This window comes from Stenotrophomonas sp. Steno-Z4 (genome assembly GCF_056393145.1).
On the sequence record NZ_JBWJPC010000001.1, the window covers coordinates 747,016 to 759,799 of the forward strand.

Below are 12,784 nucleotides of genomic sequence, written 5' to 3' on the forward strand. Positions count from 1 at the left end.
CGCATGGCCCGTCCCCCGCCGGACCTGCATCGCTTCGACTGCCCTTCCAGGCGGCCGGCGCGGTGCTGTCTGCCGAGGTCGCCGATGCGGGCTCCGCCTGCCGCCTGTCCCACCCGGGAGATCCCTGCATGACCCTGCCGCACCCCCGCCCTGCCCGCCTCGCCCTGCTTCCGCTGGCCCTCGCCCTGGCCTGCGCGCCGGTTGCCCTGCCCGTCTTCGCGCAGGGCGTGCAGACCTCCTTCGAGCCCGGCGAACCCGCCCCGCAGGCCAGCAAGGGCGGCGTGCAGGTGAAGATCGGCAAGGGCCCGGAAGCGCCGTATGCGGCCAAGCCCAAGGTGGGCTACAGCGGCCTGCGTGCGCTGCACTACGCCAGTGCCGGCGGCACCGCCACCACCACGCTGTTCACCACCGATGTAACCATCGACGCCGACACCACGCTGTCCTGGCTGGTGCTGCCGGAGATCGTGGGCGAAGACACGGTGGCCTCCACCTACGTTTCGCTGGATCTGGTGCTGGACGATGGCAGCCGGGTCTCGGCCAGCGCCGCGCGCGACCTGCACGGCATTGCGCTCGGCGCCAAGGCCCAAGGGGATTCCAAGACCCTCTACCCGCAGCAGTGGGCGCACAAGTCGGTGCGCCTGGGCGATGTTGAAGCACTGCGTGGCCGTCGCGTGGTCGCCATCGAACTGGATCTGGGCAGCGCCGCCAACGCGCCGGTGTCCGGCTGGATCGACGATGTACGCCTGGACAGCCAGCCGCGCACCGCCCCGGCCCGCCCGTCCGACTGGGTGCTCACCACCCGCGGCACCCAGGCCAACGGCACCTTCTCGCGCGGCAACAACTTCCCCGCCACGGCGGTGCCGCACGGGTTCAACTTCTGGACCCCGGTGACCGATGCCGGCGCGCTGAACTGGCTGTATCGCTGGAACGAGCAGAACAACGCGGCCAACCGCCCGCAGCTGCAGGCACTGGCCCTGAGCCACCAGCCCAGCCCGTGGATGGGCGACCGCCAGACCTTCCAGGTGATGCCGTCGGCCACCCGTGGCGTGCCGGAAGCGGACCGCGCCAAGCGTGCGTTGTCGTTCTCGCGCGACAACGAAAGCGCGCGCCCGTACCGCTATGCGGTGCGCTTCGACAACGGCATTGCCGCCGCCATCGCCCCGACCGACCACGCCGCGCTGTTCCAGTTCGATTTCCCCAAGGACGGCGATGCCAACCTGCTGTTCGACAATGTTGACGCGCGTGGCGGACTGAAACTGGATGCGGCCACGCAGACGCTGTCGGGCTACACCGATACGCGCAGCGGCTTGTCCAACGGCGCTACCCGCATGTACGTGGTGGCCAGCTTCGACCGACCCTGGCGCAGCAGCGGCACCATCGCCAGCGGCCGGCCCACCGGCTACATCAAGTTCGACCCGGGCAGCGACCGTCGGGTGACCATGCGCATCGCCACCTCGCTGATCTCGGTCGAGCAGGCCCGCCACAACCTGGCGCTGGAACTGGCTGCTGAAGACACGCTCGCTACCGTCGCCGCCCGCGCACAGGACGCCTGGGACCAGCGCCTGGCCCGCTTCGACATCGGCCAGGCCAGCGACGACCAGAAGACCACGCTGTATTCCAGCCTGTACCGCCTCTACCTGTACCCGAATTCCGGGTTTGAGAATGCCGGTACCGCTGCCGCCCCCGACTGGCGTTACGCCAGCCAGGCCAGCGCCGCCGACGACAACACCGATGGCAGCGCGGTGCGCAGCTTCGCACCGATCCGCGATGGCAAGGTGTACGTCAACAACGGCTTCTGGGACACCTTCCGCACCACCTGGCCGGCGTATGCACTGTTCACCCCGGACGATGCCGGGCAGCTGGTGCAGGGCTTCCTGGAGCAGTACCGCGCCGGGGGCTGGGTGGCGCGCTGGTCCTCGCCGGGCTATGCCGACCTGATGGTGGGCACCAGTTCGGACGTGGCCTTTGCCGATGCCTACCTCAAGGGCATCAAGGGCTTCGATCCGGATGAGGCCTACCAGGCTGCATTGAAGAACGCCACCGTGGTGCCGCCGGACCGCCATGTCGGCCGCAAGGGCATGGATAAATCTACGTTCCGTGGCTACGCCAGCGCCGACGTGCACGAAGGCATGTCGTGGACGATGGAAGGCGCGCTCAACGATTTCGGCATCGCCAACATGGCCACCGCGCTGGCGAAAACCGCCGGCAGCCCCGCCGCACGCGAGCGCTACAGCACCGAAGCGGCGTATTTCCGCGCCCGCGCCGGCACCTACGCCACCGTGTTCGACCCGGCCGCCGGCTTCTTCCAGGGCCGCAAGGACGATGGCAGCTGGCGCGTGGCTGCGAAGGACTACGATGCGCGCGTGTGGGGCCACGATTACACCGAATCCAACGGCTGGACGTTCGCCTTCACCGCCGCGCACGATGGCGAAGGCCTGGCCGGCCTGTACGGTGGCCGCGAAAAGCTGGCTGAAAAACTGGATACGTTCTTCAGCACCCCGGAAACCGCCGACCCGAAATTCTCCGGTTCCTACGGCGGCACCATCCATGAAATGACCGAAGCACGCGATGTGCGCATGGGCATGTACGCGCACAGCAACCAGCCCTCGCACCACATTCCGTGGATGTATCTGTACGCCGGGCAGCCGTGGAAGACCCAGCAGCACGTGCGCGAGATCCTGTCGCGGCTGTACGTGGGCAGCGAGATCGGCCAGGGCTACCCGGGCGATGAGGATAACGGCGAAACCTCGGCGTGGTATGTGCTGGCCTCGCTGGGCCTGTACCCGCTGCGCATGGGCTCGCCGGAATATGCGATCGGCTCGCCGGCGTTCAGGCATGCCAAGGTGGAACTGCAGGGCGGCGCGGTGCTGACCGTGAATGCCCCGGAAAATTCGGACCGCAACGTCTACGTGCAGTCTCTGAAGATCAACGGCCAGCCGTGGACGAAAACGTGGGTGCCGCATGAGGTGATTGCCAAGGGCGCCACGCTGGACTTCGAGATGGGTCCGGCGCCGTCCAGGTGGGGCACCGGGCCGGACGATGCGCCGCGCTCGTTGACCGCGCGCGGTGAACGCCCGGCGATTCTGCATGACCTGCTGGGTAGCGGCGCGCGTGCGCAGCTGGATGATGGGAAGGTGCTGGCGGCGCTGACCGATGATGACGCCGGCACCGTGGTGCCGTTCGGCGGCAAGGGCAGCGTGGTGTTCACCGGGGTGTCTGACGGCACGCCGTCGATGTACACCCTGACCAGCGGCAATGCGCCGATCCGGGGTGGCAACTGGACCCTGGAAGCACGCACGGCCGGTGGCAGCTGGGTCACGCTGGACCAGCGCAGCGGTGAAACGTTCGAGTGGCAGCAGCAGACCCGTCCGTTCCGGATCGCCAAGCCGGGCCGTTATGCCGAGTACCGGTTGCGGATTGAAGGGCCGGGGCGGATGCAGCTGGCGGAAGTGGAGTTGCTCGCGCCGGCCGCGCCGTGAAGAAAGGGGGCGCGATGCGCCCCCTTTTCGGTTTACCTGCCGCTTACAAGACCCGCATACAACGCGAACAGCTGCTTGAAGTACCGCTTTGCAGGACGAGTGCGCATGGCGCTGTTCCAGAGGGGGGGAAGTGGTCGGGCCCAGGGTGGCGGGGTCCAGCGGACCACCGCCACGGCCGGGCCGCGTGGGGGTATTTGGCCTTTTGGACGTTGCAGACGGGTGACGGCGGGGCTGCGGAGAGATTGCGACCGTGAAGCACGGACGACGTGCACACGGTAGGTGCCGACCGTTGGTCGGTACACGGGGAAACATCAAATGCAAAAGGGACCGGTGCGGTGCACCAGTCCCTTCTTCAAGGTCTACCGACCAACGGTCGGTAGCTACCCATTCGCGTTTCGCGCCGGATGCAGCGAAGGCGCTTACGCCTTCTCTGCTTCCAGCTGCTTGCGGATCTGCGCATCCACCGCGGCAATGGCGGTCATGTTGAGCACGCGGCGCGAGGTGGCACTGGTGGTCAGGATGTGCGCCGGCTTGGCCACGCCCATCAGGATCGGGCCGATCGCCACGCCGTCGGTGAACACGCGAACCAGGTTGTAGGCGATGTTGGCCGCTTCCAGGTTGGGCAGCACGAACAGGTTGGCGCGGCCCTTCAGCGTGCTGTCGGGCAGCAGCTTCTGGCGCAGCGCTTCATCCCAAGCGGTATCGCCCTGCATTTCACCGTCCACGTTCAGACGCGGGTTGCGCTTGAGCAGCAGCTCGCGCACGGTGCGCATCTTCAGTGCGTCCTTGGAATCGTGGCTGCCGAAGTTGGAGTGCGACAGCAGCGCCACCTTGGGCTCGATCCCGAACAGCTTCATGCGGTAGGCCGCCTGCAGCGTGGCTTCGCAGATCTGCTCGGCGGTGGGGTCTTCCTGCACGTGCGTATCCACGAAGAAGAACACGCCCTGCTGGTTGATCACACCGGTCATGGCCGAGGTCGAGGTGACCTTCGATTCCAGCGGCAGCACGCTGCGCACGTAGCCCAGCTTCTTGTGGAAGCGGCCCACCACGCCGGTGAGCAGCGCATCGGCTTCGCCGCGTGCCACCATCACCGCCGCGATCAGGGTCGGGCGCGAACGCATCAGGTTCTTGGCCGCCGCCACCGTCACGCCGCGACGGCCGGTGAGGTTGTGGTAGTACTGCCAGTAGTCGTTGAAACGCGGGTCGTCGTTGATGTTGGTGACGTCGAAATCAACGCCGGCCTTCATGCGCAGGCCCATGCGCTCGATGCGCGATTCGATCACGTCCGGGCGGCCGATCAGGATCGGGAAGGCCAGGCCTTCGTCGACCACGTTCTGCACCGCGCGCAGCACCACTTCTTCTTCGCCTTCGGCGTACACCACGCGCTGCTTGTCCGCGCGCGCACGGTCGTACACCGGCTTCATCATCAGGCTGGTGCGGTAGACGAACTGGGCCAGCTTCTCGCGGTAGGCACCCATGTCGGCCACCGGGCGCGTGGCCACGCCCGAATCCATCGCGGCCTGGGCCACGGCGGCCGACAGCTCCACCAGCAGGCGGCGGTCGAACGGGCGCGGAATCAGGTAGTCGCGGCCGAAGCTCGGGGTGTCATCGCCATAGGCCGAACCCAGGTCGCTGGCTTCGCGGCGTGCCATCGCGGCGATCGCGTGCACGCAGGCGATCTTCATTTCTTCGTTGATCGCCGTGGCGCCCACGTCCAGCGCACCGCGGAACAGGTACGGGAAGCAGAGCACATTGTTGATCTGGTTCGGGTAGTCCGAACGGCCGGTGCCGATCAGCGCATCCGGGCGCACCGCGCGCGCCACTTCCGGCATGATTTCCGGGGTGGGGTTGGCCAGCGCGAAGATCACCGGGTCCTTGGCCATGGTCTTGACCATGTCCGCGGTGAGGATGCCCGGGGCCGACAGGCCCAGGAAGATATCGGCGCCATCGACGATCTCGGCCAGCGTGCGCTTGTCCGTATCACGGGCATAGCGCTTCTTTTCCGGGTCCAGGTCGGCACGGCCGGTGTGGATCACACCTTCGCGGTCGAACGCCAGGATGTTTTCCGGCTTCAGACCCAGCGACACCAGCATGTTCACGCACGACACACCGGCGGCGCCCATGCCGGTGGTGGCCAGCTTCACTTCTTCGATCTTCTTGCCGGTGACGACCATGGCGTTGAGCACCGCGGCGCCGACGATGATCGCCGTGCCGTGCTGGTCGTCATGGAACACCGGGATGTTCATCCGCTCGCGCAGCTTGCGCTCCACGATGAAGCACTCCGGCGCCTTGATGTCTTCCAGGTTGATGCCGCCGAAGGTCGGCTCCAGCGAGGCGATGATGTCGACCAGCTTGTCCGGGTCGTTTTCATTGATCTCGATGTCGAACACATCGATACCGGCAAACTTCTGGAACAGCACGCCCTTGCCTTCCATCACCGGCTTGCCGGCCAGCGGGCCGATGTTGCCCAGGCCCAGCACGGCGGTGCCGTTGGAGATCACGGCCACCAGGTTGCCACGGGCGGTGAGCTCGCTGGCCTGCTGCGGGTCGGCCAGGATGGCTTCGCAGGCGTGGGCCACGCCCGGCGAATAGGCCAACGACAGGTCGCGCTGGGTCAGCATCGGCTTGGTCGCCGTGACCTTGATCTTGCCCGGCGGCGACATGCGGTGATAGTCGAGGGCGGCCTGTTTGAAATCTTCGTTGGACATCGCTTTCTGCAGATGAATGGGCGAGAGGAACAGGGGATCATACCCCCGTTGGCGGTGTTGGACCTGTCGCTACGCTGTCGCGATCATGCTGCGACCGCACATCAGGCAGGCCGTGCGCCGGCGTATGCCACGCCAGCCTGACGGGCTCCGATGACAACTTACATCACCGGAAACCCCTATGAAAAAGCAGGCCGTGCCGCCCAAGGGGGGACGGCACGGACCTGCTGCACACACATCAGGGGGAGGGGCGTGTTCAGCGCGCCGGGGCGGTCAGCGGCGACGGCAGGTCGTCGGTGGCCAGCGGCGGCAGCTCGGCCTCGCGGCCATCCAGGGCCAGCGCCAGGCGGTTGCGGTCCAGCGCGCCTTCCCAGCGCGACACCACCACCGTGGCCACCGCATTGCCGATGAAGTTGGTCAGCGAGCGGCATTCGCTCATGAAGCGGTCCACGCCCAGGATCAGCGCCATGCCGGCCACCGGCACTTCCGGCACCACCGCCAGGGTGGCGGCCAGGGTGATGAAGCCCGCCCCGGTCACGCCCGCAGCGCCCTTGGAGCTGAGCATCGCCACCAGCAGCAGCGCGATCTGGTGGCCCAGGGTCAGTTCGGTGTTGGTGGCCTGGGCGATGAACAGCGCCGCCAGGGTCATGTAGATGTTGGTGCCGTCCAGGTTGAACGAGTAGCCCGTGGGGACCACCAGGCCCACCACCGACTTGCTGCAGCCGGCCTTTTCCATCTTTTCCATCAGCGACGGCAGCGCCGATTCCGAGGAGGAAGTGCCCAGCACCAGCAGCAGTTCGGCCTTCAGGTAGCGGGCCAGCTTGAACACCGAGAACCCGCACAGGCGGCAGACCACGCCCAGGATGACTGCCACGAACAGGAACGCGGTGAGGTAGAACGAGCCCACCAGCCAGGCCAGGTTGATCAGCGAGCCGACACCGTACTTGCCGATGGTGAAAGCGATGGCACCAAACGCACCGATCGGCGCGGCCTTCATCAGGATGTGGACCAGGCGGAACACCGGGGCGGTCAGCGCCTCCAGGAAGGTCAGCACCGGGCGGCCGCGCTCACCCACCAGGGCCAGCGAAATGCCGAACAGCACCGCCACGAACAGCACCTGCAGGATGTTGCCATCCACGAACGCGCTCACCAGCGTGGCCGGAATGATGTCCATGACGAAGCCGGTGAGGGTCAGCTCGTGGGATTTTTCCACGTAGCTGTGCACCGCCGTCTGGTCCAGGTCGGCCGGGTTGATGTTCATGCCGGCGCCGGGCTGCACCACGTGCGCCACCACCATGCCCACGATCAGCGCCAGGGTGGAGAAGAACAGGAAGTAGGCCATCGACTTGGCGAAGACCCGGCCCACGGTGCGCAGGTGGGTCATGCCGGCGATGCCGGTGACGATGGTCAGGAAGATCACCGGGGCGATGATCATCTTCACCAGCTTGATGAAGCCATCACCCAGCGGCTTGAGCGATTCGGCGAAGGCCGGCTCGTAATGGCCAAGGATGGCGCCCAGCACGATCGCCACCACCACCTGGAAATACAGCTGGCGGTAGAACGGCAATGGCTTGGCTGCAAGCGGGGCAGCGGTGGGAACGTGCATGGGAAACTCCGGCAGTGTCACGGGGATGCCGGCCGCAGGCGGCGGCATCGGGCGTGGTCTTTTTACGCCCGCTGCATCGCCACGCAGATAACCTATTGGTACTAGCCCCCCTGTTCAGCCAAGCCCAGTGCCTACACTGCACGGGCACCGCGCCCCCACGGCGGCGGGTGGCCGTGTCGTTCCGGGCCTTGTGGCCCAACAGTTTTCCCGCTCGCGGCCGTTGTTGTTCTGCCCCACTTTTTAGAAGCCAGACCATATCCATGCGCCTGACCCCCCTGTTTATCGCCCTCACCGCCCTGTCCGCCCCCCTCGCCGCGTCCGCCGCGGACTGGGACAACTGGCCGACCAAGGTGTCCTTCAGCGACGGCACCGAACTGGCCGCCACTGCCAACATCGCCTATGACCTCAACGATTTCTCCGGCGCCGACGCGTTCGAAGATGACGATGCGGTACGCCGCAAGGAGTTCGGCGCGACCCTGAAGAAGAAGGGCGTGTACGACGCGATGGTGTACTACGACTTCCAGGCCGACACCTGGCTGGACGTGTTCTTCCGCTTCGAGAGCAAGGCCGTGTTCGGCAAGGACATCGGCCGCTTCCGCTTCGGCTACATGAAGACCCCGGTCGGCCTGGATTCCAACACCTCCTCGCGCGCCGGCAGCTTCGTGGAAACCGCCCTGCCCGTGCAGGCCTTCTACGCCGGCCGCCGCACCGGTGCCGAGTGGGTGCTGGAGCGCCCGCAGTACCTGATGCAGGTCGGCGCCTATGGCGGCAAGGACCTGCAGGGTGACAACCCCGGCACCACCCAGGCCGTGCGCGGCGTGTGGACCCCGGTGAAGGCACCGGGCGATGTGATCCACCTGGGCCTGGCCTATTCGCAGGAAAACCCGCGCGGCTACCGCGACGGCCGCGATGTGCACTTCAATGCCAGCGCCCGCCTGCGCGCGCGCCCGGAAGCCGGCCTGACCGATATCCGCCTGGTGGATTCTGGCTCGCTGGTCACCGCCGACCAGATCCGCCGCACCGGCCTGGAGGGCATCTACATCCATGGCCCGTTCTCGGTGCAGGCCGAAGCGCTGCGCACCACCGTCACCCGTGATGGCAAGCCGGATTACACCGGTGATGGCCAGTACGTGATGGGCAGCTGGATCGTCACCGGCGAATCGCGCCCGTACAGCGCGGGCGCCGTGGCCAACGTGAAGCCGGCGCACGATTACGGCGCGGTGGAACTGTTGGCCCGTTACAGCCGCATCGACCTGGACGACGCCGACGTGTTCGGTGGCCGCCAGCACGACTGGACCGTGGGTGCGAACTGGTACCTGACCAGCCACTTCAAGTTCCAGGCGAACTACGTGTGGGCGGATGCGAGCCGCCGTGGCGTGCGGACCAAGCCGGAGATCTTCGAGCTTCGGGCGCAGGTTCACTTCTGATGTTCAACGGCGGGTGCGTGCAACGCGCACCCGCCGGCACGCCGTAAACTGACGCCATGTACCGCGTCTCCCGCTACCGCCCGTTGCTGTTGACCCTGCTGGTCATGGTGGGCGGTACGCTCCTGGCTGGCCTAGTTGCCGGCCGCTATGCCCAGCAGCGCGCCCTCGCGGCCGAAAGCAGCCAGGTGCGCCGCCAGCTGGACCTGTACGCGCAGACCCTGCAGCAGCGCATCGACCGCTTCCGCACCCTGCCCCAGCTGCTGGCGCTGGACCCGGAACTGCTGCAGGCGGTGAGCAACCCGCTGGATGACGCCGAGCGTCACCAGCTCAACCTGAAGCTGCAGCAGGCCAACAACGTCACCCGCGCCTCCACCCTGACACTGATCGACCGCCATGGCGTGGCCGTGGCCGCCAGCAACTGGGACCAGCCCACCACGAACGTGGGTGAGGACTACAGCTACCGGCCCTACTTCCAGCAGGCCATGGCCAAGGGCACCGGGCGCTTCTACGGCATCGGCATGACCACGGCGGTGCCGGGTTACTTCCTGTCGCAGGCGATCCTCGACCACGACGGCGATGTGCTGGGTGTCATCGCGATCAAGATCGAGCTGCGGGCGCTGGAGCAGGAATGGCTGCAGAGCACCGACATCGTGATGGCCAGCGATGCGCATGACGTGGTGTTCCTGGCCAACGGCGATGCCTGGCGCTACCGCCTGCTGCGCCCGCTCTCCCCGGCCGAGCGCAACGAGATGCTTGCCACCCGCCAGTACGCCGACCGTTCACTGCAACCGCTGCAGGCACGCACGCTGGATGTGCTGGCCGATGGCGGCCGCATGGTGCGGCTGGAGCAGCCCTCGCTGCCGCGCCCCATGCTGTGGCAGACCTACGTGTTGGATGACCCGCAGTGGAAGCTGCACCTGCTGCACGATGCCGGGGCCAGCGCCGCCGTAGGCCGCAGCACTGCCCTGGCCGCCGGCGGCATCTGGCTGGCGCTCTGTTTCCTGGCGCTGTTCGTGCAGCAGCGCCGCCGCCTGGCCTCGCATCGGCAGCGCAGCCGGCTGGAGCTGGAGGCGGTGCTGCAGCAGCACGCACAGGAACTGCGCACCGCGCAGGACGGCGTGCTGCAGGCCGCCCAGCAGGCCGACAGCGGGCTCAGCCGCAGCCTGGCGCACCTGCCGCAGGGCGTGGTGGTGATCGACAGCGAGCAGCGGCTGGTGGCGTGGAATGCGCGCTACCTGGAGCTGTTCCGGTTCCCGCCGGACCTGATCCGGGTGGGTGTGCCCATTGCCGAGGCGTTTCGGTACAACGCCCGCCGTGGCCTGCTCGGCCCGGGGCCGATTGACGAGGCCATCGAGCGTCGCCTGAACCACCTGCGCAGCGGCCGGCCGCACATGCGCGAGAGCGAGAAGGACGACGGCACGGTGCTGGAGATTCGTGGCAACCCGCTGCCCGATGGCGGCTTCGTCACCAGCTACGCGGACATCACCGCCTACAAGAACACCGCACGTGAGCTGCGCTCGCTGGCCGATGCGCTGGAACACCGCGTGGCCGAGCGCACCCGCGACCTGGACGAGGCGCGGCGTGAGGCCGAGCGCGCCAACCGCTACAAGACCCGCTTCGTGGCCTCGGCCGTGCATGACCTGCTGCAGCCGCTCAATGCGGCGCGCATGTTCGTCTCGGTGCTGCGCGGCAAGTTGAGTGGCGACGCCCGCGAGCTGAGCGAGCATGTGGATGCGGCGCTGGCCGCGCAGGATTCCATCCTCAACAGCCTGCTGGATATCTCGCGGCTGGAATCGGGCACGCTGCAGACCCATGTGCGCGCGTTTGCGCTGTCGCCGTTGCTGGAAACGCTGGCGCGTGAGTTTGGCATTGCCGCCAAAGCGCGTGGGCTGCGGCTGGACTGGGTGGATACCCGTGCGGTGGTAGTCAGCGATGAGGCGCTGCTGCGTCGCATCCTGCAGAATTTCCTCTCCAATGCACTGCGCTATACGCCGCGTGGGCGGGTGCTGATCGGGTGCCGCCGGGTGGGCGACCAGCTGCGCATTGAGGTGCATGACCAGGGCCCGGGTATCCCGGAGAGCCTGCAGGGCGAGATCTTCGAGGAATTCCGGCGGCTGGATGATGGCGTGGATCAGGAGCGCGGCGCCGGGCTGGGCCTGGCGATCGTGGAGCGCATCGGGCGGCTGCTGGGGCACCGCATCAACCTGCGCTCCACACTGGGCAGCGGTAGCGTGTTCGCCGTGACCGTGCCGCTGGGCAGCGCCGACGCGATACCGGCGCCCGCCCCTGCCCCGGTGGTGTCTGCGGATTCGGGTGATGACAGCCCGCTGCGGCAGTGCCGGGTGTGGAGCATTGATGATGACCCGCGTGTTTGTGCGGCTACCCGTGCACTATTGGAACGCTGGGGCTGCCGGGTGGACCTGGCTGATGGCCCGCATGCCGCGCTCGACATTGCCTCTGCATTGAACGTGCCGCAGCTGGTGCTGCTGGATGTGCGCATGGGTCAGTGGCATGGGCCGGACCTGTACGAGCAGCTGTGCGAGCTGTGGAAGGCACGGCCGCCGGTGATTCTGGTTACGGCCGAACGCGATGATGCGTTGAAGGCGCAGGCAGCGGAGAACGGCTGGGGCTTCCTGTCCAAGCCGGTGCGCCCGCCGGCCTTGCGGGCGCTGATGACGCAGTTGCTGGTGCGGCACCGGGCGTAATCCAGTGTAATTCACCAGCGCGAAATGCTGTTCTTCGTTGATGGTCATGCCATTACCGAACGTTCGAACGAGGTCGGTGGTCGATCGGGATGCGACCCTACCGGAATCCGCCGGCTGCTTCGGTAGGGTCGGACCCCGGTCGACTGCACGTAACGCTGCTACGTGCGACGAACGCATGACCTCCGAACGGAATGCGCTTCTTCGCTGACGGTCGCGCCATTACCGAACGTTCGAACGGCGTCGGCGGTCGATCGGGATGCGCCCCTACCGGGCGCACCCCGCGATACCGGACCAATCCCGTTACTCCGACGCCTTTTCGGTTGTCGTATCGGCCACCCATCGGCTCTTCTTCGGGGCATGGTCCAGATACCGATACGGCACCGGGATCGGCGTCTCATCCAACGTCAGCGTGATGCGCTTGTGCTCCACTTCAACCATGACGCGACTGCCTACCGGTAGCTCAAACCGCTCCATCCACATGCCCCGCAGTACCAGGCAGGGAATGCGACCACCGTCAGGGAGCGCATGACCACCAGGATGTGAGAATGACCCGACACGCAGACTCTCCGGCACATGCATGCCGATGCGGGTTTGGGGCTGTTCGTTGGAATGCAGATTCGAACTTGAACGACGCATTTGCCACCTCCAAGGAAGTCTCCCTCGCCGGAATGGCGAGGGAGTCGGGAGGTTGAAATCCGCTCGGATGTGCACGGCATGACGTATTCCCGCGAAGGTGTTGTATTTCGCCACCCTCCCGACATAGGACATCCACAACTGCGACACCGATGGAGATTTCAAGCTCCGAGGCAACACCATGCGCTATACCGCGCGCAAAGTTAAATCGCTTGTTTTGAATGATATT

At 66.7% G+C, this 12,784-nt stretch carries 6 protein-coding genes; 3 read left to right on the top strand and 3 right to left on the bottom strand.

Annotation, left to right across the window (positions count from 1 at the left end; translation table 11 throughout):
• The first annotated feature begins 128 nt into the window (after positions 1–128).
• Entirely contained in the window at positions 129–3,479 is a 3,351-nt protein-coding gene (locus AC06E7_RS03315; protein WP_478062983.1) for a GH92 family glycosyl hydrolase, read from the top strand.
• 419 nt (positions 3,480–3,898) lie between these two features.
• Here AC06E7_RS03315 and AC06E7_RS03320 read toward each other — a convergent pair whose 3' ends face one another.
• Positions 3,899–6,187, bottom strand: coding sequence for an NADP-dependent malic enzyme (locus AC06E7_RS03320; RefSeq protein ID WP_068853953.1), 2,289 nt, complete (start codon positions 6,185–6,187; stop codon positions 3,899–3,901).
• 253 nt (positions 6,188–6,440) lie between these two features.
• Positions 6,441–7,790 carry a dicarboxylate/amino acid:cation symporter gene (locus tag AC06E7_RS03325; protein WP_093533597.1) on the bottom strand — a complete coding sequence of 450 codons (1,350 nt, stop codon included), beginning with the start codon at positions 7,788–7,790 and terminating at the stop codon, positions 6,441–6,443.
• Positions 7,791–8,050: 260 nt separating this feature from the next.
• Here AC06E7_RS03325 and AC06E7_RS03330 point away from each other — a divergent pair, with 260 nt between their 5' ends.
• Together AC06E7_RS03330 and AC06E7_RS03335 are read left to right on the top strand one after the other, a co-directional pair.
• Positions 8,051–9,217 (top strand): OprO/OprP family phosphate-selective porin, encoded by a 1,167-nt coding sequence (locus AC06E7_RS03330; RefSeq protein WP_068853954.1) that lies wholly within the window; start codon positions 8,051–8,053, stop codon positions 9,215–9,217.
• A gap of 56 nt (positions 9,218–9,273) precedes the next feature.
• The gene (locus AC06E7_RS03335; RefSeq protein ID WP_478062985.1) at positions 9,274–11,922 is read left to right on the top strand and encodes a hybrid sensor histidine kinase/response regulator; all 2,649 of its coding nucleotides are present in this window, start codon (positions 9,274–9,276) and stop codon (positions 11,920–11,922) included.
• Positions 11,923–12,222: 300 nt separating this feature from the next.
• Here the strand turns inward: AC06E7_RS03335 and AC06E7_RS03340 are convergent, their stop codons facing one another.
• Positions 12,223–12,558: a SymE family type I addiction module toxin gene (locus AC06E7_RS03340; protein WP_478062986.1), complete on the bottom strand. Its 336-nt coding sequence runs from the start codon at positions 12,556–12,558 to the stop codon at positions 12,223–12,225.
• Positions 12,559–12,784: the final 226 nt, after the last annotated feature.